At 53.6% G+C, this 23,835-nt stretch carries 24 protein-coding genes; 9 read left to right on the top strand and 15 right to left on the bottom strand.

Going from position 1 to position 23,835, the window contains the following annotated elements:
* Window positions 1–112: 112 nt before the first annotated feature.
* Window positions 113–997, bottom strand: coding sequence for a D-hexose-6-phosphate mutarotase (locus tag SK38_RS07600; protein ID WP_048235525.1), 885 nt, complete (start codon window positions 995–997; stop codon window positions 113–115).
* Between the two features lie 72 nt (window positions 998–1,069).
* Window positions 1,070–2,065 (bottom strand): glyceraldehyde-3-phosphate dehydrogenase, encoded by a 996-nt coding sequence (gapA, locus tag SK38_RS07595; RefSeq protein WP_003030697.1) that lies wholly within the window; start codon window positions 2,063–2,065, stop codon window positions 1,070–1,072.
* Between the two features lie 341 nt (window positions 2,066–2,406).
* On the opposite strand from gapA, the gene msrB reads away from it, so the two are divergent.
* Window positions 2,407–2,820: a peptide-methionine (R)-S-oxide reductase MsrB gene (gene msrB, locus SK38_RS07590; protein ID WP_003832475.1), complete on the top strand. Its 414-nt coding sequence runs from the start codon at window positions 2,407–2,409 to the stop codon at window positions 2,818–2,820.
* 42 nt (window positions 2,821–2,862) lie between these two features.
* Window positions 2,863–3,138: a YeaC family protein gene (locus tag SK38_RS07585; RefSeq protein ID WP_008784528.1), complete on the top strand. Its 276-nt coding sequence runs from the start codon at window positions 2,863–2,865 to the stop codon at window positions 3,136–3,138.
* Window positions 3,139–3,182: 44 nt separating this feature from the next.
* On the opposite strand, the gene yajD is transcribed toward SK38_RS07585, so the two are convergent.
* The 4 genes from yajD to ansA all read right to left on the bottom strand — a co-directional run bounded on the left by yajD (window position 3,183) and on the right by ansA (window position 6,803).
* Entirely contained in the window at window positions 3,183–3,527 is a 345-nt protein-coding gene (gene yajD / locus SK38_RS07580; protein WP_003832478.1) for an HNH nuclease YajD, read from the bottom strand.
* A gap of 94 nt (window positions 3,528–3,621) precedes the next feature.
* Window positions 3,622–4,875 carry a chitinase ChiD gene (locus SK38_RS07575; RefSeq protein WP_020996455.1) on the bottom strand — a complete coding sequence of 418 codons (1,254 nt, stop codon included), beginning with the start codon at window positions 4,873–4,875 and terminating at the stop codon, window positions 3,622–3,624.
* A gap of 258 nt (window positions 4,876–5,133) precedes the next feature.
* Complete coding sequence (pncA, locus tag SK38_RS07570; protein ID WP_048235524.1) at window positions 5,134–5,772, bottom strand: bifunctional nicotinamidase/pyrazinamidase; 639 nt, start codon at window positions 5,770–5,772, stop codon at window positions 5,134–5,136.
* A 14-nt stretch (window positions 5,773–5,786) separates the two neighbouring features.
* Window positions 5,787–6,803: an asparaginase gene (gene ansA, locus SK38_RS07565; RefSeq protein WP_003832492.1), complete on the bottom strand. Its 1,017-nt coding sequence runs from the start codon at window positions 6,801–6,803 to the stop codon at window positions 5,787–5,789.
* 237 nt (window positions 6,804–7,040) lie between these two features.
* On the opposite strand from ansA, the gene SK38_RS07560 reads away from it, so the two are divergent.
* Complete coding sequence (locus SK38_RS07560) at window positions 7,041–8,108, top strand: GlxA family transcriptional regulator (protein ID WP_008784538.1); 1,068 nt, start codon at window positions 7,041–7,043, stop codon at window positions 8,106–8,108.
* A gap of 36 nt (window positions 8,109–8,144) precedes the next feature.
* Here the strand turns inward: SK38_RS07560 and sppA are convergent, their stop codons facing one another.
* Complete coding sequence (sppA, locus tag SK38_RS07555; protein ID WP_032943122.1) at window positions 8,145–10,001, bottom strand: signal peptide peptidase SppA; 1,857 nt, start codon at window positions 9,999–10,001, stop codon at window positions 8,145–8,147.
* A 175-nt stretch (window positions 10,002–10,176) separates the two neighbouring features.
* Between sppA and SK38_RS07550 the strand changes: the two genes are divergently transcribed.
* The 3 genes from SK38_RS07550 (at window position 10,177) to topB (ending at window position 13,839) form a co-directional block, all read left to right on the top strand.
* Entirely contained in the window at window positions 10,177–10,728 is a 552-nt protein-coding gene (locus SK38_RS07550; RefSeq protein WP_008784540.1) for an NAD(P)H nitroreductase, read from the top strand.
* A gap of 116 nt (window positions 10,729–10,844) precedes the next feature.
* A complete protein-coding gene (selD, locus tag SK38_RS07545; protein WP_048235523.1) occupies window positions 10,845–11,888 on the top strand; it encodes a selenide, water dikinase SelD in 1,044 nt (347 codons plus the stop codon).
* Window positions 11,889–11,892: 4 nt separating this feature from the next.
* Window positions 11,893–13,839: a DNA topoisomerase III gene (gene topB, locus SK38_RS07540; RefSeq protein WP_032934436.1), complete on the top strand. Its 1,947-nt coding sequence runs from the start codon at window positions 11,893–11,895 to the stop codon at window positions 13,837–13,839.
* 80 nt (window positions 13,840–13,919) lie between these two features.
* On the opposite strand, the gene gdhA is transcribed toward topB, so the two are convergent.
* On the bottom strand, window positions 13,920–15,263 hold the full coding sequence (gene gdhA / locus SK38_RS07535) for an NADP-specific glutamate dehydrogenase (protein ID WP_003832501.1): 1,344 nt from the start codon (window positions 15,261–15,263) through the stop codon (window positions 13,920–13,922).
* A gap of 252 nt (window positions 15,264–15,515) precedes the next feature.
* On the opposite strand from gdhA, the gene SK38_RS07530 reads away from it, so the two are divergent.
* Window positions 15,516–15,776: a YnjH family protein gene (locus SK38_RS07530; protein WP_171846094.1), complete on the top strand. Its 261-nt coding sequence runs from the start codon at window positions 15,516–15,518 to the stop codon at window positions 15,774–15,776.
* Here the strand turns inward: SK38_RS07530 and SK38_RS07525 are convergent.
* Entirely contained in the window at window positions 15,736–16,149 is a 414-nt protein-coding gene (locus SK38_RS07525; protein ID WP_048236439.1) for a pyrimidine (deoxy)nucleoside triphosphate diphosphatase, read from the bottom strand. The genes SK38_RS07530 and SK38_RS07525 overlap by 41 nt on opposite strands.
* Before the next feature lie 79 nt (window positions 16,150–16,228).
* On the opposite strand from SK38_RS07525, the gene SK38_RS07520 reads away from it, so the two are divergent.
* Together SK38_RS07520 and SK38_RS07515 are read left to right on the top strand one after the other, a co-directional pair.
* Complete coding sequence (locus tag SK38_RS07520; protein ID WP_048235522.1) at window positions 16,229–16,798, top strand: carboxymuconolactone decarboxylase family protein; 570 nt, start codon at window positions 16,229–16,231, stop codon at window positions 16,796–16,798.
* Window positions 16,791–17,414 (top strand): CDP-alcohol phosphatidyltransferase family protein, encoded by a 624-nt coding sequence (locus tag SK38_RS07515; protein WP_008784544.1) that lies wholly within the window; start codon window positions 16,791–16,793, stop codon window positions 17,412–17,414. Before SK38_RS07520 ends, SK38_RS07515 begins: the two co-directional genes overlap by 8 nt.
* Window positions 17,415–17,510: 96 nt before the next feature.
* Here SK38_RS07515 and SK38_RS07510 read toward each other — a convergent pair whose 3' ends face one another.
* From SK38_RS07510 to SK38_RS07485, 6 genes are all read right to left on the bottom strand, one after another.
* Window positions 17,511–18,818, bottom strand: a complete 1,308-nt coding sequence (locus SK38_RS07510) for a sulfurtransferase (RefSeq protein WP_048235521.1) — start codon at window positions 18,816–18,818, stop codon at window positions 17,511–17,513.
* 88 nt (window positions 18,819–18,906) lie between these two features.
* Complete coding sequence (locus tag SK38_RS07505; protein WP_048235520.1) at window positions 18,907–19,539, bottom strand: ATP-binding cassette domain-containing protein; 633 nt, start codon at window positions 19,537–19,539, stop codon at window positions 18,907–18,909.
* A complete protein-coding gene (locus SK38_RS07500) occupies window positions 19,539–21,074 on the bottom strand; it encodes an ABC transporter permease family protein (RefSeq protein WP_048235519.1) in 1,536 nt (511 codons plus the stop codon). Before SK38_RS07500 ends, SK38_RS07505 begins: the two co-directional genes overlap by 1 nt.
* Window positions 21,047–22,216 carry an ABC transporter substrate-binding protein gene (locus SK38_RS07495; RefSeq protein ID WP_048235518.1) on the bottom strand — a complete coding sequence of 390 codons (1,170 nt, stop codon included), beginning with the start codon at window positions 22,214–22,216 and terminating at the stop codon, window positions 21,047–21,049. Before SK38_RS07495 ends, SK38_RS07500 begins: the two co-directional genes overlap by 28 nt.
* A gap of 32 nt (window positions 22,217–22,248) precedes the next feature.
* Window positions 22,249–22,959 carry a TVP38/TMEM64 family protein gene (locus SK38_RS07490; protein WP_048235517.1) on the bottom strand — a complete coding sequence of 237 codons (711 nt, stop codon included), beginning with the start codon at window positions 22,957–22,959 and terminating at the stop codon, window positions 22,249–22,251.
* On the bottom strand, window positions 22,956–23,612 hold the full coding sequence (locus tag SK38_RS07485) for a TVP38/TMEM64 family protein (protein ID WP_170974252.1): 657 nt from the start codon (window positions 23,610–23,612) through the stop codon (window positions 22,956–22,958). Before SK38_RS07485 ends, SK38_RS07490 begins: the two co-directional genes overlap by 4 nt.
* Window positions 23,613–23,835: the final 223 nt, after the last annotated feature.

The following is a 23,835-nucleotide window of genomic DNA, read 5'->3' as shown; positions in this document are numbered from 1 at the left end:
GCACGGTGCGCGGAACTGCCTGATGGCGCTGTGCTAATCAGGCCTACGGCTGCATGTAGTTTGTAGGCCGGATAAGGCGTTAGCCGCATCCGGCATGGTGCGCAGAGCTGTGTTAGCGTTTAGCTACACGAATAGTTTGCGCGAGGCGAGATGGTTTTTCTTCGGTGGTTTTCTGCGGAGCGGTCGCGTAAGCCGTTTCTACACAAACAAACGTTTTGTAGCCATCATCCGGCATGTCGCCCATGCTGACGGACAGCGCCGGGCCAGGGTTCCAGCCCACGACATTCAGATGGTGGTGGTGGACAACATCTATATTGCGATTCAACGCATCATCATGAATCACGCTGCACGCTTCCGGATTCAGATAAACGCGATCGGTGCGGTCCGGGAAGGTCTGGATACCATCAGCCAGCACATCTTCTTTAGCATCATTCACTTTATCGATCAGGCGATCGCCAAGACCACTGACTTTCACTGCCGCAATGTCACCAACGTTGAAATAGGTATGCAGTGCCGAGGTGGTTTCAAACTCACCATGAGCTTCCAGCTCCATTTCACAGGTGGCTCCCACTTTGAAGCGAGCCAGCAGACAGAACTCGTGCGGCCAAAGCTGACGCGTTTCAGCGTTGCTCTGCAGTTCAAACGTCAGCACCACGCCATTGTCGTCTTCGTTGTGCGCTTTCAGCGTCCATGGCAGGTTGCGGGCAAAACCATGCGAAGGCAGGCCCTTCGTAGCAGCCGGACCAAACCACGGCCAGCAAATTGGTACGCCGCCACGCAGCGCTACGCCGGTTTTAAACGGGGTATTATTACTTAACCACAGGACTTCCTCTTCACCATTTGGTTTCCAGGAAAGAAGATGTGCGCCCTGCAGTGCGAAAGAAGCTTTAACCTGTGGGTGATCGACAACAAGAACCTCAAGCTCATCAAGCTGACGGCGGGAGAGGACAGGGGTAATTTGTTCGATTACCGGAAGTGCAAAAATTTTATTAATCATTACGCAATCCTTTCTTCAGGCAAAAAAAAGAGCGACCTGAGTCGCTCTTACAGATTACTGTTTCATCTCAACTTATTTGGAGATGTGAGCAATCAGGTCCAGAACTTTGTTGGAGTAGCCGGTTTCGTTGTCGTACCAGGATACCAGTTTCACGAAGTTGTCGTTCAGTGCGATACCAGCTTTAGCATCGAACACGGAAGTGCAAACTTCACCGTTGAAATCGGTAGATACTACGTCGTCTTCGGTGTAACCCAGAACGCCTTTCATCGGGCCTTCGGAAGCAGCTTTGATTGCTTTCTTAATTTCTTCGTAAGAAGCAGCTTTTTCCAGACGAACGGTCAGGTCAACAACGGATACGTTCGGGGTAGGAACGCGGAACGCCATACCAGTCAGTTTGCCGTTCAGTTCTGGCAGTACTTTACCTACAGCTTTAGCTGCACCGGTAGAGGACGGGATGATGTTCTGGGATGCGCCGCGGCCGCCGCGCCAGTCTTTGTGAGACGGGCCATCAACGGTTTTCTGAGTAGCGGTGGTCGCGTGAACAGTAGTCATCAGACCTTCGATGATGCCGAAGTTGTCGTTGATAACTTTAGCCAGCGGAGCCAGGCAGTTAGTGGTGCAGGAAGCGTTAGAAACGATGTCCTGACCTTCGTATTTGTCAAAGTTAGCGCCTTTAACAAACATCGGAGTGTTATCTTTGGACGGACCAGTCAGAACCACTTTTTTCGCACCAGCAGTGATGTGCTTACGAGCGGTTTCATCTGTCAGGAACAGGCCAGTAGCTTCAGCTACTACGTCAACACCAACTTCGTCCCATTTCAGGTTAGCCGGATCACGTTCAGCGGTAACACGGATTTTTTTACCGTTTACGATCAGATGACCGTCTTTCACTTCAACGGTACCGTTGAAACGGCCGTGAGTGGAGTCATATTTCAGCATGTAAGCCATGTAGTCAGCGTCTAACAGGTCGTTGATTGCAACGATCTCGATGTCAGAGCGTTCTTGAGCAGCACGGAAAACAATGCGACCGATACGGCCAAAACCGTTGATACCTACTTTGATAGTCATATATTCCACCAGCTATTTGTTAGTGAATAAAAGGTTGCCTGTAAAATTACAAAAACCTTACGCAGCGTCAAGCGGAATCGTGTCAATCATTGCGACAAATCAATCTGCTGCCTAAGCTTTGCGCAACTGACTCGCCTCACTCTTCCTTTGGGCTTGAAACCACATGGGGTCGGCGGCCCGAATTTTAAAGGGCAATCAAGATAAAAACGTGATTCTGATCACGAATTGCAGGCTGCCATTTCGCAAGGATCAAGTTTAGAACAAAAGTTCGCACTCCGGTGTTAATGTTTTGTTAGAATCTGTCTCGCGATGTGAGTTTAGATAAAGCGAGATGTGAGCAAATGGCTAATCAACCTTCTCCAGAAGAACTGAAAAAAAATTTAACCGAAATGCAGTTCTATGTGACGCAGAATCACGGGACAGAACCGCCATTTACCGGACGTTTGCTACATAACAAACGTGACGGCATCTACCACTGTTTGATCTGCGACAATCCGCTATTTCGTTCCGAGACAAAATATGACTCAGGCTGCGGCTGGCCCAGCTTTTACGAGCCTGTCAGCGATGAGGCTATCCGTTACATAAAAGATACGTCACACGGCATGCAGCGCATTGAAATCCGCTGCGGAAACTGTGATGCACACCTGGGACACGTCTTCCCGGATGGTCCGAAACCTACCGGTGAACGGTACTGCGTTAACTCAGCGTCTTTGAACTTTACCGATGGTGAAAACGGTGAGCAAACCAAGGGTTGAAGAAACGATTCAGCAAATTATTCTACGGAGAGTGGATTTAACATGAATCTTGATGAGATGATCAACAGCATGACGCCGGAAGTTTATCAGCGCTTATCGACTGCCGTTGAACTCGGAAAATGGCCGGATGGCGTAGCGCTAACGGTAGAACAAAAAGAGAATAGCTTACAGCTGGTGATGTTATGGCAGGCGCGAAACAATATTGACGCGCAGCATATGACGATTGATACCAACGGTGAGATGGTGATGAAGAGCAAGCAGCAGTTGAAGGTGGAGTTTGGTATTACGCCAGAACCGATTGCGACGTTTAAATCCTGATTACCCAGGCCCGGCAAACATCTGTGTCGGGCCTGCAGTTGATGTTATTTCTTGTTCATCATCGCCTTCAGATCGGCGAACGGGTTGTATTTCGCTTCGCCTACGGCCTTTTGCGCATCTTCTCCTGCAACCACCGTTGAACCATACTGGTCCGCTTCCGTATATTTGGAATGCTCGTGATCGTGGCAGTACAGGCACAACATTTCCCAGTTGCTACCATCTTCCGGGTTATTTGAGTGATCGTGATCGATATGGTGTACCGTCAACTCGCGCAAATTTGAATACACGAACTCACGGGAACAGCGTCCGCAGACCCAGGGAAAGAGTTTAAGCGCCTTTTCCCGGTAACCGACTTCCAGACGGGCGTAATTTTTAGGGATAAAAGCCATAAAAGCGCATGCCTCCAGTAGAAAATGAAGAGCTGCGCCAAAAGCTGGCGCAGCAGAATGCGCTAATCATAACCTATTGTGTCAGGCGTTGGGATCAGTGTTTGATGCCTAACGAATCGGCTAACTGCTTCGCCAACTGATTATTGTCATCTGCGCCGTACTCCCAGAACATGGCGCCTGCCAACCCTTTGCTTTTGATGTAGTCGGCTTTGATCGCCACCGAACGCGGGTTTTCATAGGAGAGGGCAAAGAGTTTTTTTCCATCCGCAGACTGTACCGACAGCCACGGCACTTTCGCTTCATCATCCCAATGTTGACTAAAGCGTTTTTGCGGATCGTTGATCAACTTCGCCACGATATCGTTGTACTTCACGTAGGTGTCTTTGCTCAGGTCGACGCCCAGTGATTTGAACAACTCAATTTGAGCTGACTCGAAATAGGGCTGGGTAGCCGGGTTTTTCTGCGCGTCAGGTTTGCTCCAGTCAATACCTGGCTCAACGGCGCGTTTTGGTACACGTCCATAAAAGCCAATGCCCAGATTCATTTGACTCGGTTTCAGACCGGCTGCGAGATAGTTATTGACCACAAAATCGGCGCTGTACTTATCCGCCGCGGCGACCGTTGGCCATTGCGTCGAATCGTACAGGTTCGAGTTGAAATATTGGGTGCCGTAAGCCATGTCATAGGTCATCAGGTTGATGTAGTCGAGCGATGGTGCAATGGCTTTTACATCCACCCAGCTTTTCGGACTTTCCGCATTCGCGCCCACGGCGATGGTCAGCAGTTTTTTATGCCCCAATGCGGCACGCAGCTCTGTTAACAGCGCGGTGAAGTTAGCGCGGTCAGCCGGTTGGCTTTCGACCAGTCCCCAGGCGCCGTTAACTGGATATTCCCAGTCGAGGTCGATGCCATCCAGACCATATTTCGCAATTATCTCCTGTGCAGACTGAATAAACACTGCGCGTGTTTCCTTCGTTGCTGCCGCGCCAGAGAATCCACGCGCTCCCCAGCCGCCGACGGAAAGCAAAACTTTCAGGTTTGGATTTTGTTTACGCAGCTGTGGAATTTTCAGCAAATCATCCTGCACTTTCTGTGAAAGCCAAATCTGATGCAGTTTGCTGGCGTCTTTTAAGGCGTCATTGGTCTCGTCTTTTTCGTTGTTGTAGACAAGGCCAAACGAATAGTTGAGATGGGTTATCTGGCGAACATCCAGTTTATTGATGTCGCCACCGGGACCGGCAGTGACGTCGCCGCCACCATTAAAGTAGCCAACTGACATCAGTGAACTGGCGGAAACAACGCTGGCGCAGAGCAGGGGTAATGCTGCCAACAAAGGCAATAGTTTCATCGGTGTTCCTCTTTGACATTTAAACAAGCAAACACGCCACGGAAATGGCGTGGCAAAAAAAACAGCACCCGCAGGTTAACAGTTTCATAACAGGAAAAATGCGAAGGGGTTCACGCCATGCTGGAGCAGCGGCAAACCAATTTTGGTAGGTTGTATTGGTTAGAGGAGTACTGGTTGAAAGGGAGATGCGTATTAATCCGGCCTATAAATTTGCAAAAATGTGCAGTTTCAATCGACCGGATATAACGTTTTAAAGCATTAGCGCTGGGTTTCCAGCCAGTCGTCCAACGTATACAGCGTTGCGCCCGCAGCTGCCATTTCCATAAAGGCGTTTGCACTGTCCTGGGGATGAATATTAACGCCACGGCAGCCGTCGGTTATAACGCTGACGGTGTAGCCAAGATCGAGCGCATCCAGTACGGTGAATTTGACGCAATAGTCGGTAGCCAGACCCATGATGATGAGCTCGGCAATGCGGTGTTCGAGTAGCCATGCATTCAGCGCGGTTGCCTGACGACGACCGTTATCAAAAAAAGCACTGTAGCTGTCGACCAGCGGGTTCTCACCTTTAGTGAACGTTTGAGTTATCGCACGCTGGTTCAGCAGCGGATGCAGGGCAGCACCTTCGCTGTTTTGTACGCAATGATCGGGCCAGAACGTCTGCGCCAGGCCATCGAGTTGTCCCTGGCTGTAGGGCTCGACCTGATGCTGGCTGGCAAAACTACCGTGATTAGCCGGGTGCCAGTCCAGACTGGCAACGACCGTGTCGCCGCGTATGGCACACCAGTCAATCAGGCGGTTGGCGATATCGATTGTGCTGTCACCTTGTGGGACCGCGAGGGCACCACCGGCACAAAAGTCATTTTGTAAATCGACCAACAGTAAGGCTCGGGCCATGGGCATAGACTCCTTTAATCGTCAGGCGTGAGTTCACCACGCAGATTTTGCGTCATTGCTTCACGAATTGTCTGCGTATCCAGTCCCTGACTCAGCAAATAGTGCAGTTTGGTGAGTGTGGCTTCGACGGTCATATCCGCGCCGCCAATCACGCCAGCATGCGCCAGCGCATTCCCTGTCGCGTAGCCCCCCATGTTCACCTTGCCGGACATACACTGCGTAAGGTTCACCACCACAATGCCACGCGAGCTCGCATCTTCAAGTTCTTTCAGGAACTCTTTATTCTGCGGCGCATTGCCCACGCCGTAGGAGCGCAAAATTAATGCTTTTACCGGCTGGCGCAGGAAGTTGCGTACTACATCAGCGGAGATCCCAGGATAAATAGTGACCACGCCAATCGGTTGTGGAGTGATAGGATGGACAATCAACTCACCTGTGCCGTGAGGTGCGGGCGGTGTTCCCAGCCGACGAATGTGGATCCCGGCTTCCAGCAGTGGTGCAAGGTTGGGTGAGGCAAACGCGTCAAAACCATCAGCATGCGCTTTAGTGGTCCGGTTACCGCGAAACAGTCGGTTGTTGAAAAACAGGGTCACTTCATTGATCGGATAATTTGCTGCAACGTACAACGCATTCAGCAAATTGATTTGTCCGTCAGAACGTAGCTCTGCTAATGGGATTTGTGACCCTGTCACAATGACTGGCTTGCCCAGATTCTCCAGCATAAATGAGAGCGCCGAAGCCGTAAACGCCATGGTGTCAGTGCCGTGCAGAATGACAAAACCATCGTAATCGTCGTAGTGCGCTTTAATGTCTTCAGCAATATGCTGCCAGTCTTCTGGCGTCATGTCTGAGGAATCCATCAGCGGGACGTATTCGTGGATGGTGAAGTCTGGCATCTCTGGGCGGTGGAATTCAGGCATCAGTGCCAGCTGACGCTGGAGATGACCGGAAACAGGAATATAACCCTGTTCTGAGCGCTGCATACCAATGGTACCGCCGGTATAGGCAACGTAAATCGATTTCTTTTGCATGGGCGTCACAGGTTAAGTTGTGCATAAACAGGCGCAGTATAAAGTTCCCCCCGAAAAAATACAGTGCAAATGACGCATACCTGCCATCCGATCAATATGTCATTTATGTTCAGTGCCTTGTCCCGTTTGTTCAGTGTGGTTTTGCTCCCTCGGCCCTACAGTAGCAGCCTTGCTTTTTGGATATAGCGATTGCCGTTATCATGTTTCGTCGTAATGACAATACGCATGGAGCCTGAAGTGAAGAAAGACCTGAGAATTTTTCAGCCAGGCGAGTGGGCGGATGGAGACATCATTACGGCTATCGATGCGAGTCAGACAGAGACACCGCGCAGACCACAGTTGAATGTCGGCATTCTTCTGTGGCCGGAATTTCCTCTGCTGGCGCTGGCGGGATTAACCGATGCGTTACGTCATGCGGCGGATATGGGGGATGATAGCCAGAAAATTCGCTGCTCCTGGCGTCTGATGAGCGCTACACCAGACCGACCTGTTCTAAGCAGTTCAGGAATGGCGATGATGCCGGATAGCGCATTCGTTGCACCGGAACAATTTGATTATGTGGTGGTGATTGGCGGCTTGCTGCGCAGTATGGCGAAAGCCGATCGGGCCGCGCGACGTTACCTGCATCTTGCGCATCAGCTCAACATTCCGCTGGTAGGTATCTGCACGGGCAGCTTTGTTCTGGCGCAAGAAGGTTTCCTCAATGGGCTGATGGCGGCGATTCATCCCTGGCATCTGAATGATTTTAAAACGCAATTTCCTCAGCTGGCTGCCCGTAGCGGGGTCGATTTTGTTGAGGAAAAAGGGATTCTGACATGTCCGGGGGGCATTTCGACGATAGGGCTGGCAACAGAGCTTATTCGCCGCCACTGTGGTCCCGACAGGGCGACAAAAGCCATCTTCCAGATGTCCGTCCCCAACCGCATAGACAGCACGTCAGTGGCGGTCTCCAGAGCGATAGGTTTTACCCACGTGAGCGACAGTCGGTTACGCAAAGCGGTCTTTTTAATTGAGCAAGGACTGGTAAAGCCCATATCGACCCGCTGGCTGGCCGCAGAAGTCAACCTGAGCCCTCGACAACTTACCCGGTTGTTTAACGCCGAGTTCGCCCAGTCGCCAGGAGAGTTTATCCGACGAGCGCGTTTGCGTTATGCCCACTGGCTGCTGATGAATTCTGGAGAGAGTGTCACGGAGATTGCGCTGCGTCTGGGATTTAGCGACTGTGCGCACTTTATTCGTTTGTTTAGTCGGGAGTTTGGCTGTACGCCTGGCGATTTTCGCAGTACGCGACATCAGAATGTGTAAAAAAATGCTGCCCCGGCTTGGGGCAGCATTGGCAGATTAGCGAACGTTGGCGCAGGTCAGGCAAAACGCATAGCGGTTTTGCGGATCGTTAAACGCTGCCAGCTTATCGCTCTCCGCTTTAACCGTACTCGCCGCAGAAGCGAGCGGTGCCGGGAGCATCGCCTGGATAGCTTCAGGCAGCATGGCACGAACGGAACCGGACATGCTGTCCATCACCATATCAACGAATGTCGGTTCGTCCTGATAATACTCAATGTGCCATTGCTTCAGTTTGGCCAGCTCAGCCGCTTTCGCCACGGCGTCATCAAAATCACCCAGACTGTCTACCAGACCGTTGGCTTTCGCATCCTGGCCGGTCCAGACGTGGCCCTGCGCGATTTTGTCAATCTGCTCAGGCGTTGTCTTACGCGCATCGGCGACCAGCGTGATAAAGCGCTTATAGCCGTTCTCGATGCTCAGTTGCATCATTTGCTGCACTTCCGGTGGTAACGCTTTGGTGATGGAGATATCCGCCAGTGGGGATGTCGCCACGCCGTCGGTGTGTACACCAATGGAATCCAGACTGTTTTCCACAGTGTTGATCACGCCAAAGATCCCGATTGAACCGGTCAGCGTGCTGGGGTTCGCCACAATGTAGCTTGCTGGGGTGGAGATCCAGTACCCGCCGGATGCCGCCATGCCCCCCATGGACACGACAACCGGCTTGCCTGCCGCTTTTGCCGCAGCCAGCTCAGCGCGAATGACTTCGGAAGCGCTGACGCTGCCGCCAGGGCTGTTCACGCGCAGGACAATTGCTTTCACTTTCGGATCAAGACGCGCTTCGCGGATCTGCGCGGCAGTCGTGTCACCGCCCACATTCCCAGGGGTTTCTTCACCGTCCATAATTGCGCCATTCGCGAAGACGACGCCAATGCTGTCCCCAGTATCCGCTGGCGTTTTCAGCGAGTAATCGTAATAGCTGACGGCGCGATAATTTTTATCCGCTTTGCTCCAGCCAAATTGTTTGGTCAGCATTTTTTCGACTTCGGCGCTGGAGGCCAGTGCATCCACCAGTTTGTTGTCGAGCGCATATTTCGCGGTATCACCATCGACTTTTGTCAAACCGTCCAGCATGGCCTGTGCGCCCGGGAACACCTGCTGAGCAGGGATCTGGCGGTTGGCAGCGACCGTGTCGAGATAGTTCTGCCACAGCTCGCCGATCCAGCGGCTGTCGGCCTCGCGCGCGGCAGGAGACATATCATCACGAATGAACGGTTCTACGGCAGACTTATAAGTCCCGACACGGAACACGTGCGTGGAAACTTTCAGCTTGTCGAGCAGGGACTTGTAGTACAAACCGTTGGTGGCAAAGCCGTGCAGATCAACGGAACCCTGCGGAGAGAGATAAATTTTATTGGCGAAACTGGCGAGGTAGTACTGCCCCTGGCTGAAGTTATCGCCCACGGCAAAGACCGGTTTGCCGCTGTCGCGGAATTCCCGCAGCGCTTTACCGATATACTGCATGGAAGGCTGGTCGGCCCCGGCAAAATTTTTCAGATCCATCACAATGCCGGTGATGTTGCGATCATCTTTTGCCTGGCGAATAGTATTCACGATATCGAACAGGGAGTTTTCCTGCAGACGATCGGAACTGGCGCCAAACAGCTGACGACCAATAACGCTTAAGCGACTGGTGCTCGAAGGCTTATCGACAATCACCCCCGAGATATCCAGCAGCAGTGCGCCTCGCTCAGCGTGTTCACTGGTATTGCTGCTGCTGACCTGCATCCAGATGCCCACGCCCACCAGCACCAACAAGATGAAGAACAGGTTAAGCACAAATTCACGGACGAAATTCAGTAATCGCCATGTCCATTTAAAAAATCCGGCAATAAATCGCCACAGGGTTCGCATGTATTCTCCCTACCGATTAACAACACGCCATCCCGAAATTCCGGAGAAAGGCGATAAGATGAGGCTATCGTAATGACCCGACAGGCACTTGTCAGCAGGAATCACCGCCTGTGCTGTAACAAAATCCGCTCACGTGTTAATTTTGTGAACAAATCTCATTGTTGGAGTTAAGCAAATGGATGCACTCGAATTACTGATTACCCGTCGTAGCGCCTCTCGTCTGGTCGAGCCGGCCCCGACAGGAGAGCAACTGCAAAACATTCTGCGGGCGGGTATGCGCGCGCCAGACCACAAAACGCTGCAACCGTGGCAATTCTTTGTCATTGAGGGCGAAGGGCGTGAGCGTTTTAGCGCGGTGCTTGAAAAAGGGGCGATTGCCGCAGGCAGTGACGAGAAAGCCCAGGAAAAAGCGCGCAGCGCACCGTTTCGCGCACCGCTGATTATTACCGTGGTAGCGAAATGTGAAGAAAACGACAAGGTTCCTCTGTGGGAACAAGAAATGTCTGCCGGTTGTGCTGTGATGGCTATGCAGATGGCCGCAATTGCCCAGGGCTTTGGCGGTATCTGGCGCAGTGGTGCATTAACCGAAAGTGCGGTCGTGCGCGAAGCATTCGACTGTCGCCCGCAAGATAAAATCGTCGGTTTCCTCTATCTGGGCACACCGCAGCTAAAAGCATCCACGACGATTAACCTTGCCGATCCGAGCGCATTCGTCCGTTATTTCTGATATCAACGGCAAAACTGTCTGGATTCTGAGCAAAGACACCCGAATTCAGACAGTCACTCTTACCACATCAAGGAATGAGCGCTACCATATCCGGATTGCAATGACAGGAGATGTCCATGAGCGAGCAAGCTATTCGTTTAACGCAATACAGCCACGGAGCCGGTTGCGGTTGTAAAATTTCCCCAAAAGTGCTGGAAACCATCCTGCACAGCGAGCAGGCGAAGTTTGTTGATCCGAACTTACTGGTGGGTAATGAAACCCGCGACGACGCGGCCGTATACGATCTGGGAAACGGCACCAGCGTTATCAGCACCACCGATTTCTTTATGCCGATTGTCGATAATCCGTTTGATTTTGGTCGCATCGCCGCGACTAACGCCATCAGCGATATTTTCGCCATGGGCGGCAAACCGATTATGGCAATTGCTATTCTGGGCTGGCCGCTGGATAAACTGGCACCGGAAATCGCCCGCGAAGTCACCGAAGGCGGACGCTTTGCCTGCCGTCAGGCGGGTATTGCGCTGGCGGGCGGCCACTCTATCGATGCCCCAGAGCCTATCTTTGGCCTTGCGGTAACCGGCGTTGTGCCGACTGAACGCGTGAAGAAAAACAGCACCGCTGAAGCAGGGTGTAAGTTGTTCCTGACCAAGCCTCTGGGCATTGGTGTTCTGACAACCGCAGAGAAAAAATCCCTGCTGAAGGAAGAACATAAAGGACTGGCGACAGAAGTGATGTGCCGGATGAACATTGCTGGTGCGGCATTCGCCGATATTGACGGCGTGAAAGCCATGACCGATGTTACCGGTTTTGGTCTGCTGGGGCATCTGAGTGAGATGTGTCAGGGCGCAGGCGTTCAGGCGCAGATCGTCTACCAGGATATTCCTAAGCTGCCTGGCGTTGAAGAATACATCGCGCAGGGCGCGGTGCCGGGTGGTACCCAACGTAACTTTGCCAGCTACGGACACCTGATGGGTGAAATGCCGCAATCGGTACGAGATCTGCTGTGCGATCCGCAAACTTCAGGTGGCCTACTGCTGGCGGTAACGCTGGAAGCTGAAGCCGAAGTGAAAGCGGCAGCGGCGCAGTTCGGTATCGATCTCACCGCCATTGGTGAGTTAGTGGAAGCTCGTGGCGGTCGCGCCATGGTTGAGATTCGTTAACTCGATGCGGTTGTTTATTGCCGAAAAACCAAGTCTGGCACGTGCTATCGCCGATGTGCTGCCGAAGCCGCATCGCAAAGGCGATGGTTTTATTGAATGCGGAAATGGACAAGTGGTGACCTGGTGTATTGGTCACCTGCTTGAACAGGCGCAGCCGGATGCCTACGACAGTCGTTACGCTCGCTGGAGTCTGGTCGATCTGCCGATTGTCCCGGAAAAGTGGCAACTGCAACCGCGCCCCTCGGTGACCAAACAGCTCAACGTCATTAAGCGCTTTTTGCATGAAGCTAGCGAAGTTATTCACGCCGGTGACCCCGATCGTGAAGGGCAACTGCTGGTGGATGAAGTGCTGGATTACCTGCAACTGGCACCTGAAAAGCGCCAGAAGGTGCAGCGTTGCCTGATTAACGACCTCAACCCGCAGGCCGTTGAGCGGGCTATTGAGCGGCTGCGCGCCAACAGTGAGTTTATCCCGCTGTGCGTGTCGGCACTGGCGCGAGCGCGTGCGGACTGGTTGTACGGTATCAATATGACGCGCGCTTACACCATTCTTGGACGTAACGCGGGCTATCAGGGCGTACTTTCGGTCGGGCGCGTACAAACGCCGGTGCTCGGGCTGGTTGTGCGTCGCGATGAAGAGATAGAGAACTTCGTCGCCAAAGACTTCTTCGAAGTGAAAGCGCATATCGTAACGCCCGCCGATGAGCGGTTTACCGCTATCTGGCAGCCGAGCGAAGCGTGTGAGCCGTATCAGGATGAAGAAGGGCGCTTGCTGAATCGCACGCTGGCTGAACACGTGGTGAACCGCATTAACGGTCAACCGGCGATAGTCACCAGCTATAACGATAAACGGGAATCAGAATCCGCGCCGTTGCCGTTCTCGCTGTCGGCGTTGCAGATTGAAGCGGCGAAGCGCTTCGGTTTAAGTGCGCAAAACGTTCTGGATATCTGCCAGAAGCTGTATGAAACCCATAAGTTGATTACCTATCCGCGTTCGGATAGCCGTTATCTGCCGGAAGAACACTTTGCCGGACGTCACGCGGTACTGAACGCGATTAGCGTCCATGCGCCGGATCTGCTCCCGCAGCCGGCGGTCAATCCCGATACGCGAAATCGCTGTTGGGACGACAAAAAAGTGGATGCGCACCACGCCATCATTCCTACCGCGCGCAGTTCGTCCATCAACCTGAATGACAACGAAGCGAAAATTTACAACCTGATTGCCCGTCAGTATCTGATGCAATTTTGCGCAGATGCGGTATTCAGGAAGTGCGTTATTGAGCTGGACATCGCCAAAGGCAAGTTTGTCGCCAAAGCCCGTTTTCTGGCGGAAGCCGGATGGCGCACGCTGCTCGGTAACAAAGAGCGCGACGAAGATAATGACGGGACGCCGCTGCCGGTGGTGGCAAAAGATGACGAACTGCTGTGCGAAAAAGGCGAAGTAGTTGAACGTCAGACCCAGCCCCCGCGGCACTTTACTGATGCAACTCTGCTGTCAGCGATGACCGGGATTGCGCGATTCGTGCAGGATAAAGATCTGAAAAAGATCCTGCGCGCAACGGATGGTTTAGGTACGGAAGCTACACGCGCCGGAATTATCGAGCTGCTGTTTAAGCGCGGGTTCCTGGTGAAAAAAGGACGTTATATCCATTCGACCGACGCGGGAAAAGCGCTGTTCCACTCGCTGCCAGAAATGGCGACGCGCCCGGACATGACCGCGCACTGGGAATCTATCCTGACCCAAATCAGCGAAAAGCAGTGCCGCTATCAGGATTTCATGCAACCGCTGGTGGGGACGCTGTATCAGCTTATCGATCAGGCGCGCAGCACACCGGTACGACGCTTTCGTGGAATTGCCGCGCCGGGCGGTAGTGGTAGCGATAAGAAAAAAAGCGCGCCGCGTAAACGTCCGGCGAAAAAAAGCCCGCCATCTGAAGAGGCGGGCCTGTAAGTTTGTAGGCCTGATAAGCATAGCGCATCAGGCTTAGCCGGATGCGGCACCCGTGCCCAATCCGGCCTGCAGAGACAATATTAAATCACGCCCTGACCCAGCATCGCGTCGGCAACCTTCACGAAGCCCGCGATGTTGGCGCCACGTACGTAGTTGGTCTGCTTGCTTTCGCCGCCGTATTCAACGCAGGCATGGTGAATATCCAGCATGATGTGGTGCAGGCGCGCATCCACTTTCTCCGCTTTCCAGCCCAGACGAGCGGCGTTTTGCGCCATTTCCAGACCGGATGTCGCTACGCCACCGGCGTTGGCGGCTTTACCCGGTGCGAACAGTACGCCCGCTTCGAGGAACAGATCGGTGGCCTCGATAGTGGTCGGCATGTTTGCCCCTTCGGCGACAGCTTTCACGCCGTTGGCGATCAGTACGCGCGCTGCATCGACATCCAGTTCATTCTGAGTGGCGCACGGCAGGGCGATATCGACCGGAACCGACCACGGCTGTTTGCCTTCCAGATAGGTCAGGCCAAACTCACGGGCGTAATCCGCCACGCGACCGTCACGGCTGTCTTTGATCGCGCACAGACGCGCCAGTTTTTCTTTGGTAAATCCGCTTTCGTCAACTACGGTACCACTGGAATCGGAGGCGGTAACTACTCGCGCGCCAAACTCCATGGCTTTCTCTATGGCGAATTGCGCTACGTTGCCGGAGCCAGAAACCGCCACGCGCATGCCTTCAAAGCCCAGACCATGGCGTTTGAGCATTGCTTCGGTGAAGTACACCAGACCGTAGCCGGTGGCTTCCGGGCGGATCAGGCTGCCGCCAAAAGAGAGACCTTTACCGGTAAAGACGCAGGCGCTGTTGTTGGACAGTTTTTTCATCATCCCGGCCATAAAGCCGACTTCACGACCACCCACGCCGATATCGCCCGCCGGGACGTCGGTATCAGGACCTAAATGGCGGAACAGTTCGGTCATCAGTGCCTGGCAGAAACGCATGATTTCGCCTTCACTTTTACCTTTCGGATCGAAATCGCTCCCGCCTTTACCTCCGCCCATTGGCAGCGTGGTGAGGGCGTTCTTAAAGGTCTGCTCGAAACCCAGGAATTTCAGGATCGACAGGTTCACGGAAGGGTGAAAACGCATACCGCCTTTGTACGGGCCAATGGCAGAGCTAAACTGTACGCGCCACGCGCGGTTGACCTGTACCTGATTGCGATCGTCCAGCCAAACTACGCGGAACTGGATCACGCGCTCCGGTTCAACCAGACGTTCCAGCAACGACATCTGACGATAACGCGGGTTTTGCTCGAGAAAGGGCCACAGCGTCGTCATTACCTCACGAACGGCTTGCGCGAACTCGGTCTGATTCGGGTCGCGCTTTTGCACATGGTTAAGAAATGACTCCAGAGAACATGTCTGATCCATAGATATAAGAACCTCTTATGTATTGATATGGTTATATTTTTGATATTTATGTTATGTGTTGTGCAGTTTTTGACTATACCATCAGCAGTGTGACGTGACGCAAGAAAAAATTAACCCCGCTAAGTAAATTAATATTGCGCCGTGGGTCATAACCAAAAGCGATGATGGAAGGGACTAAAGTTTCTGCCGATTTATACCGTTATACTGAGCATAAATGTCAGTTAAAAAGGAAAGACAATGCGCCGTTTAATCATGGCAGGAGCGTTGGTACTGGTGTCCTGCGCGACGCTGGCAAATCAGCTTTATCGCCCGGACGTGCAGGTGAATGTACCGCCGGAAGTGTTCAGTTCCAGCGGTCAGCGGGCGCAGCCCTGTAGCCAGTGCTGTATTTATCAGGATCAAAACTACTCTGAAGGGGCGGTGATTAAAGCCGATGGCGTTCTGTTGCAGTGTCAGCGCGATGATAAAACGATCAGCACGAATCCGCTGGTCTGGCGGCGCGTAAAAGGATAAACGCCTCTAACAACGGGATATCGGCGGGTGCCAGCGGATAATACAGCGCCTCTTCAGGTGAGCACCAGACGATATCCTGATGTTCATGCGCTCTAAGTTCCCCTTGATACGAAGGCACATGCCAGGCGTGTAGGTGAATCAATCGGCCTGAAACCTCGCGTTGATGACTGGCAATGTAGCGCCCCACGACCGCCTCAATGCCCAATTCTTCACGCAATTCACGGATCAGCGCCTCGGGCTGACTTTCGCCCGGCTCAACCTTACCCCCGGCAAACTCCCACATGCCTGACTGATCCGCATGCAGCGGACGCTGAGCCAGTAAAATTTTGCCATCACGTTCAATGATAGCGGCGACCACGTCGAGGGTTTTCATCATATTCATCAAGATCTAACAGCAGAAAATGACATACTATCGTTATCTTTGTTTTATCTAAAGTAATCAGGAGCCACCGTTGAACGAACCTCAGTCGTGGGTAAAGCCGTTAACGCGTATCCCTTCCAGTTTAAAACCGCTCGTTGCCACGCAGAAAAAACATTATGGCGATGTGCTGCATCCCACGCGCTGGTGGGGGCGGATGCCGTTTCTGTTCTGGCTGGTGGCGCTGTTTGTCGGGTTTCTGGAGCGTAAAAAGGCGCGCTTAACGCCGGTGATGCGTGCGCTGTTGATGACCCGCGTTTCTCAGGTCTGCCACTGCGCTTTCTGTGTTGATGCGAATAGTTTACGGCTGGCAGAACGCTGTGGCGCGCTGGATAAAGTCATGCAGGTTGCCAACTGGCAAGATTCGACGCTGTTTAGCGCTGAAGAACGCGTAGCGCTGGCCTATGCCGATGCGGTTACCGCAACGCCTCCACAGGTTGACGATGCGCTGAAAGTGCAGATGAAGCAGCATTTTACCGATGATGCCATTACGGAAATGACCGCGCTGATTGCGTTTCAAAATCTCTCGGCGCGTTTTAATGCCGCTCTCGATATTCCCTCGCAGGGACTGTGCGACAGTTTTAAAGGACGCCCGCATGCTTGACCGCCATCTTCATCCACGATTAAAACCGCTGTTGCATCGGTGCGTCGGTATTATCGATAAACCGGCGATTACCCCGGACGGACTTACGCTGGTCGGATTTGCCATTGGCGTGCTGGCGTTGCCATTTCTGGCGTTAGGCTGGTATCTGGCGGCGCTGGTGGCCATTGTGCTCAATCGGTTGTTTGACGGACTGGATGGGGCGCTGGCACGGCGCAGAGGGCTCTCCGACGCGGGGGGATTTCTCGATATCTCGCTCGATTTTTTGTTTTACGCCCTTGTGCCGTTTGGTTTTATTCTTGCCGCTCCGGCGCAGAATGCGCTGGCAGGCAGTTGGCTGTTGTTCGCGTTTATTGGCACCGGTAGCAGCTTTCTGGCCTTCGCCGCACTGGCAGCGAAACATCAGATTGATAACCCCGGTTACGCACATAAATCGTTTTATTATCTTGGCGGGCTGACCGAAGGAACTGAGACAATTTTGCTGTTTGTGTTGGGGTGTCTGTTCCCGGACTATTTTGCCGTGCTGGCGTGGGTCTTTGGCGCGTTGTGCTGGATGACAACGTTCACCCGGATCTGGAGCGGATATCTGACGCTGAAAACCGTTCAGCGTCAGGCGTAAGGTAATGCGTTGCCGGATGTCGCTTATCCGGCCTACAACAATGATATATCCAGGCTGGGTAAAGCGTTCTCGCCGCATCCGGCAATAATGCCAGTCTTACTTGCTGGCGTCCGGACCCCGTTCACCGCTGGCGACCGGGTTTTTCGGATTGCTGCTCCACTCGTACCAGCCACCATCGTAAACAGAGACGTTTTTCCAGCCCATCGCGCGGGCATACATAAACGTTTCTGAAGCACGCCAGCCGGTACCGCAATAGAAAGAGACCTGTTGATTCGGCAGGATATTCCATTGCTTCCACATGGCGGCGATGTCATCCGCGCTGCGCATGGTGCCATCCGGGTTATGGAAATCTTCCATGTGGGTGGAGTCGCTGCCCGCGTGGCCCCAACGCGCGCCTGCGATCTCACCTTTTGGCTTAATGTAGCTGTAACCGCTGGTGGTACCGACAAATTCCGGCCATGAACGAATGCTCACCAAAGATGCATCCTGGCGATGCAGCAGACCGCGCGCCTGTTCCATATCCAGCATAAGCTGCGGCTGGGCAGGGATTTTCACGCCGAAATCAGGCTCTGGTTTCACCGTTGGCGGAGTGCCGCGTTCGACCGGTAAACCTGAGTCGGACCAGGTTTGCCAACCGCCGTCGAGCAGACGAACGTCTTTCACGCCTGCGTACAGCATAATTTGCGCCACGCGAGCGGCGGCATAGACATCGCGGCCGTATAAAATTACCGTGGTGTCGTGGCGGATACCGTGTTTCGCCAGCATCGCTTTAAGCTGCTCGTCGGAAACTTTATTCCACAGCGGTTCGCTTTCAACTTCATTGGTATCAATGTAGCCCGCGCCGGGGATGTGGCTGAGCAGATACAACTTCGGCGCGCCCCAGGCGGCTTCAATCACTTTCCAGTTACCCGCCGGTTTGGCAGTCACGTCTTTACCCTGCTGAAGATCGTGCAGCCACTGTGGGTAAACCAACTGTTCGAAGTGCGGCAGACGTTGCAGACGGGCAGGGTCTGTCAGCGCATCGCTGAGGGTTGAAATCTGGTTAAAGCCAACTTTTTGCAGACGGGATTTAACGGCCTGCATGTCGTTATCGCTACCATACAGCGCCACCGGAGCGTCCGTCTTAAGTTGATGTGACTTAACCCAGGCGCTGAGTTGTTCATCATTCATCTTGTCGAGCCAGGCGGCAGACAGGTTCAGTGCGGAAGGTTCGTGTCCTGAAGGACCATTGAGCGATTGTGGCCAGCCGTTGTAAAAAGCGCTCTGACGGGTATCGATCGCCGCGCCTTGCTTTTGCTGTAACTGGTTGAGGGTGAGCGTCTGTGCTGTTTCAGCAGCCCAGGAAGAAGCGCAAGCGAGCCCTAAAGCCAGTGCCAGCGCGGTCATTTGAGAAACACGTTTCATCGAATAGCCCGACGTTGAAAAAAAGAAGACGACATTCTGTGCCGCCAGTTACGTAAAAACCTTGCGTTAACGCAGCATATCGCCACATTCACGCCCAGTTTTCCATCTGAAATACGCGGCCTGCAGGCGGCACGTCCTGCGCGTCATGGGTCACCTGTACCACCGGGATCCCCAATTTACGCACCTCGGTGAAGACCCATTGGCGAAAGTTATCGCGTAGCGACGCATCCAGCCTGCTAAAGGGTTCATCAAGTAACAGCGCCTGGGGCTGCGCCAGCAGTGCGCGGAGCAGGGCGACCCGCGAACGCTGCCCACCGGAGAGCGAAGCCGGATCGCGTGAATAAAATCCTGCCAGGTCCGCGCGTGCGAGGGCACTTTCTACCTCATGACGCCTGGCAGGACCTTGCAGTCTGGCGGGTAAGGCTAGCAGTAAATTCTGCCCAACGCTGAAATGGTCAAACAGCAGCGCATCCTGGAACAAAATGCCAATCTGGCGCTGCGCGGTAGGTAACGTATCGATGCGTCGTTCATTAAGCCACAGTTCGCCTGAGGCCTGGAACTGGGGAGACAACGCCCCGATCATCCATGAAAACAGCGAAGATTTCCCGCTGCCGGAAGGTCCCATAATTGTGACGATGTCACTTTTGTTAACCTGAAAATTAACGTCTTTCACCAGCGCTTTCACGCCCTGGTACAACGAAGCGCCTCGTACAGTAAGCATTAGCGGAGTCCTTGTCGAAAGCGGCCGATCCACGCGGTGAGAAAGGCTGCAAGTGCGAAAACGAGCAGTGGTAAAAGCAGCTGCCACAACGCCTGTGTTGCCAGAATCGCACTGCTACCGCCGCTGCTTAATGCCACCGCTTCGGTGGTTAACGTGGGATAGCGTCCGGCACCTAGCCACAGCGTTGGCATATACTGGGCGATACTAACCGAGAAGCCAACCGCGAAGGCAATCAATGCCGGGCATGCCAGCTGTGGGCATTTCACCAGCCAGAATATCCGCCACCGCGTCCAGCCCAGGGTTTGCGCAATCAAAATTAATCGTGGGTCAATGCGCTGCCACGCCGGTTTAAGCACAAATAGCATCCAGGGCATCACCCACAGCAGGTGGCCCCAGATAATGGTAGTCATCAGTCCATCTTGTTCGGCATATAACGCCAGCAGATATTGTCCGGTTACCAGCGGTAGCGCAGGCAAAATGAGCGGTAGCCAGACCCAGCGGTGTCCGGTTTGTGGACCCCATTCCAGCCAGGCAAAAAGTATCAGAAGCGCCAGCACGCTGGAAAGGAGCCCCAGTTGCAGGCTGTTGCTGAGCGCCTCGCTGTTTAGCGAGGAATAGCTGGCGATAAGCGCCAGCACCAGCGCGCATACCACACCGCTGACGGGCAAAATCTGTACCAGCGGGCGTACGATTGTCATAGATGAAAAATGCTGGCGTTCACCGTTTACTGCCGGAATAGTATGTCGCCAGGTACGCCAGAGCAGATAACCCACCAGCGCGATAACAAGGAGTAACAGCACCAGCAACAGACTGGCAAGTGCGCCTTTCGCCTGCTGTTCGACGTCGCCCTGACTGAGCCACTGCCAGCTCAATACGGCAAGCGTTGGCGGATTGCCGGGGCCAAGAACGATTGCCACATCAACAACGGAGAGTGACCAGGCAACAATCGCCAGCATAGCTTTACCTAATGCCGGGCCGATAGCGGGCAGAACCAGCCAGTTCAGGCATTGCAGTCGGCTGTAACCCAGCGAATCCAATACGATAACCTGCTGAGAAAGTTGTTTTTCACTCAGCAGGGCCGAGAGAATCCATAACAAAAAAGCGCTCTCTTTCACCGCCAGCGTTACGCCAAGTCCAATGCCGTAGCGGTCCGGCTGTGGGCTGAGGAGCGGGAGCCATTGCCAAAGTATGCCGCCTTCAGCAAAAACCAACAGCACGCTCGTGGCGAAGGCAACGTGCGGAATTGCCAGCAGCCACGGAAGACGCGTATACAGACGTACCCAGACAGTGCCGGGCCACAAGGCGAGGATCGCCAGCAGCGCGATGGTCAGCGCGCCCCCAGCCGCGAGGCCGACGGAAACCAGCGTTGCCAGTAACGCCTGCGGAAGTTGAGGATCGGCAAAGAGCGCCAGCCAGTGTGTGATACTAAGCGCCGGTGTTATCAGAGACCATGCCGCTGGCGCCAACGGCAGATAAACTGCCGCCATGATGGCCCAGAGTAGCAGAATTAATGCGTACCGTATCGGCGTAGCCATTCTTGTTCCAGAGCGTTTACCCAGGCTGCATGCGGTTCTGGCAACACGGCAGGGAGCCCCTGAGGGATCCGCGCCAGCAGCGCATCACGCTGTTCGTCAGGCAATTTTTGTGGATCAAGCACCGAAGGATCTCCCCAGACAGCCGGGTCAGCTTTGCGCAGTTGCGCTTCAGGAGAAAGCAGGAAGTTTGCCACGACTTTTGCTCCGGCACTGGCGTGGGCATTCGCCGGAATGGCAACAAAGTGCACGTTGCCGAGCATGCCCTGTGAGAAACCAAAACTGTAGCTGCTTTTAGGTAATTCGCCGCTCGCCACTTTTTGCTGCGCGTGGGCAGGGTTAAAGGTCAATGATAAACGCAGGGTACCGCTATTGAGCAGTGAATCCATTCGTGCTGGCGTGGGCGGAAAATCTTTGCCCTCACGCCAAAGTACAGGATGCAAGGTATCAAGATACTGCCACAATGGCGCGGTAACTTCGGCGAATGTCGCTGCATCTGGCGCAACTTTCAATGCCTGTGGTTTGGTGGTGAGCGAAATTAGCAACTGCTCAAGAAAAGCCGTTCCGGTAAAGTCTGGCGGGCGTGGATAGGTCACCGTGCCAGGGTGCGCCTGCGCAAATTCGAGAAGTGCCTGCGGAGATAACGGCGGCTGCGCGGTGAGATCGCGCCGGGCAATAAAGGTGAGTTGGGCTCCGCCCCACGGTGATTCAGCCCCCTCTGTTGGAACGGAGAAATCTTCGGTCACCGGTTTTTGTGTATCAACATAGCGCCAGTTAGGCAGCGATTGTGCCCACTGGGTTTGCAGCAGCCCGGCTTCTTTTAGCGTACGGAAGTTTTCGCCGTTAACCCACAGTAAATCGACAGAGCCGCCGGTTTTTCGCCCGGATGCCGCTTCCGTCTGGATGCGTTTTACGGCATCGGCGGCGTCTGCCAGGCGCACGATTTTCAGGTTAATGTCGTAGTGCGTTTTCATCTCGCCGCTAACCCAGTCGAGATACTGGTTAACTGCATTGTCGCCACCCCAGGCGTTGAACCACACCGTTTGACCACGGGCGTCATTTTTGATTTGTTGCCAGCTGGCGTCCTGGGCAAACGTCGCCAGCGGGCAGAGCAACAAACTCAGACACAATAAGCAGTAACGCATAATATCTCCATGGCTAAAAATAGGGAAAGGTCTCAGTTTTTTTTCCGTTGGCGCTCAAGATAAAGGCTTCTTGCCACCGATATCACCACGCTTAGGGCAAACAGGACAAACAGACCCGTCACAAACCAAAATGTGCCGCCAGTTAACAGGCTTCCCGCCCATGAGTAGACGATAGTGGCGGGTAACTGTCCGATGCCGGTGGCGATGAAAAAATGGCGAAAACGAATTGAGGTCAGGCCAGCCGCGTAGCTTACCGGGTCGAACGGCACAAAAGGTAACAGGCGGCAGACCAGAATAGTGTGCTTACCATAGCGCTCGAAAAAAGCGTCCATATTGTTCAGCACCGTTTTTCCGGTCAGCTTTTCTACCGCATCGCGACCTAAAATGCGGGCAATAAAAAAGCACAGCGCCGCACCTGCCATTGCGCTGCTCCAGGATAGTACGCCGCCCCAAAATGCGCCAAACAGCGAGGCATTGGCAAACGTGATCACAAACGCAGGAAGCGGTGCAACGATGGCCTGTAAGATCATCAGGAAGAACGACACCACTGCCGCCTGGGTTCCATAAGAACGAATAAAGTTCTCAAGAGCATGCTGATCGAGTGTGGTAAATGCTGCCAGGCTGCCGTGGAGAAAATCACTCACGCCAGGTATCCATGCCCATGCCATTAGCGCGAGCAGTAGCAGAGCAATCAAACCCGCCCGGTAATAGCGAGTCAGCCGCGCTTTATTCCGTTTTATCATTTACCCGTACACTCATGGTTGGCTGACGGATCGATATGCTTATATCGGGCCCAGGCTTTGGCTGCCTGAACGAGGGCGAATAACGCCAGCCCTGCCACGCTGAGCTTACCGATGAATACCAGGGTAATGCCTTCGCTGGCGAGTTCATGCGACATCAGCGTATAGATAAAGATGCCGGGTAAGGTGGTAAGTGCCGATATTACGGTAAATGACCAGAACGGAATGGCCGTCAGCCCATAGGCGTAATTTTGAATATTATAGGGGAACAGCGGCACGAGCCGGGTCAGGATTAGAAAGTCTACTCCGCTATGGGCAATGCCTTTTTCGATAGCCTGAAACGTCGCCGTGTGCCCAACGTATTTCAGTAGTAGATCCCGTCCAAGCCAGCGAGCCAGCAAAAACGACAGCGCCGAGGCCACGGTTGCTGCCACTAACGAGATAAGCGTCCCAGCCACGGGGCCAAACAGCACACCGCCGACGATCACCAGGATGCTGCCTGGGATCAGACACAGCGCAGCAACAATAAACAGCAGGATATAAAGCGTATAGCCGAACATACCGCTTTGGCGGATGACGTCTTGTAAATGATGGAAATTGGTTATCAGGTCGGTCAGACCATAATGATGGAAAACTCCCGCCAGAACGCAGAACAGGACCGCGACAATCAGCAGCCGGTATTCTGCTTTATGCGAACTTCTTTTTCATGGGGGTTCTCCTGTAAAACCGAGTGCAATGGAGCATTTTCGTCAGCGAAAAGCGCGCGCGAAGATATAATAAATTCCCGGCCGTAACAATGTATTACCGTCACTTTATTGATTTTGCACAGAATAAACAGACTCTCCAGGCCGGGCCTGGAGAGTAAAAAGACGCAGAAGG

The sequence above is a fragment of the Citrobacter sp. MGH110 genome, from assembly GCF_001037515.1.
GTDB classification, from domain to species: Bacteria; Pseudomonadota; Gammaproteobacteria; order Enterobacterales; family Enterobacteriaceae; genus Citrobacter; species Citrobacter portucalensis.
This window is presented reverse-complemented; position numbering and strand designations above follow the sequence as displayed.

Bases quoted from the DNA above. Each gene is read 5' to 3' on its own strand.
- gdhA (WP_003832501.1), bottom strand. From the start codon at position 15,263: ATGGATCAGACATGTTCTCTGGAGTCATTTCTTAACCATGTGCAAAAG.
- SK38_RS07530 (WP_171846094.1), top strand. From the start codon at position 15,516: ATGGCAGGAGCGTTGGTACTGGTGTCCTGCGCGACGCTGGCAAATCAG.
- SK38_RS07600 (WP_048235525.1), bottom strand. From the start codon at position 997: ATGATTAATAAAATTTTTGCACTTCCGGTAATCGAACAAATTACCCCT.
- SK38_RS07495 (WP_048235518.1), bottom strand. From the start codon at position 22,216: ATGCGTTACTGCTTATTGTGTCTGAGTTTGTTGCTCTGCCCGCTGGCG.
- gapA (WP_003030697.1), bottom strand. From the start codon at position 2,065: ATGACTATCAAAGTAGGTATCAACGGTTTTGGCCGTATCGGTCGCATT.
- pncA (WP_048235524.1), bottom strand. From the start codon at position 5,772: ATGGCCCGAGCCTTACTGTTGGTCGATTTACAAAATGACTTTTGTGCC.
- SK38_RS07515 (WP_008784544.1), top strand. From the start codon at position 16,791: ATGCTTGACCGCCATCTTCATCCACGATTAAAACCGCTGTTGCATCGG.
- SK38_RS07525 (WP_048236439.1), bottom strand. From the start codon at position 16,149: ATGAAAACCCTCGACGTGGTCGCCGCTATCATTGAACGTGATGGCAAA.
- msrB (WP_003832475.1), top strand. From the start codon at position 2,407: ATGGCTAATCAACCTTCTCCAGAAGAACTGAAAAAAAATTTAACCGAA.
- topB (WP_032934436.1), top strand. From the start codon at position 11,893: ATGCGGTTGTTTATTGCCGAAAAACCAAGTCTGGCACGTGCTATCGCC.
- SK38_RS07500 (WP_048235519.1), bottom strand. From the start codon at position 21,074: ATGGCTACGCCGATACGGTACGCATTAATTCTGCTACTCTGGGCCATC.
- SK38_RS07575 (WP_020996455.1), bottom strand. From the start codon at position 4,875: ATGAAACTATTGCCTTTGTTGGCAGCATTACCCCTGCTCTGCGCCAGC.
- sppA (WP_032943122.1), bottom strand. From the start codon at position 10,001: ATGCGAACCCTGTGGCGATTTATTGCCGGATTTTTTAAATGGACATGG.
- SK38_RS07550 (WP_008784540.1), top strand. From the start codon at position 10,177: ATGGATGCACTCGAATTACTGATTACCCGTCGTAGCGCCTCTCGTCTG.
- SK38_RS07510 (WP_048235521.1), bottom strand. From the start codon at position 18,818: ATGAAACGTGTTTCTCAAATGACCGCGCTGGCACTGGCTTTAGGGCTC.
- selD (WP_048235523.1), top strand. From the start codon at position 10,845: ATGAGCGAGCAAGCTATTCGTTTAACGCAATACAGCCACGGAGCCGGT.
- SK38_RS07585 (WP_008784528.1), top strand. From the start codon at position 2,863: ATGAATCTTGATGAGATGATCAACAGCATGACGCCGGAAGTTTATCAG.
- yajD (WP_003832478.1), bottom strand. From the start codon at position 3,527: ATGGCTTTTATCCCTAAAAATTACGCCCGTCTGGAAGTCGGTTACCGG.
- SK38_RS07505 (WP_048235520.1), bottom strand. From the start codon at position 19,539: ATGCTTACTGTACGAGGCGCTTCGTTGTACCAGGGCGTGAAAGCGCTG.
- ansA (WP_003832492.1), bottom strand. From the start codon at position 6,803: ATGCAAAAGAAATCGATTTACGTTGCCTATACCGGCGGTACCATTGGT.
- SK38_RS07490 (WP_048235517.1), bottom strand. From the start codon at position 22,959: ATGATAAAACGGAATAAAGCGCGGCTGACTCGCTATTACCGGGCGGGT.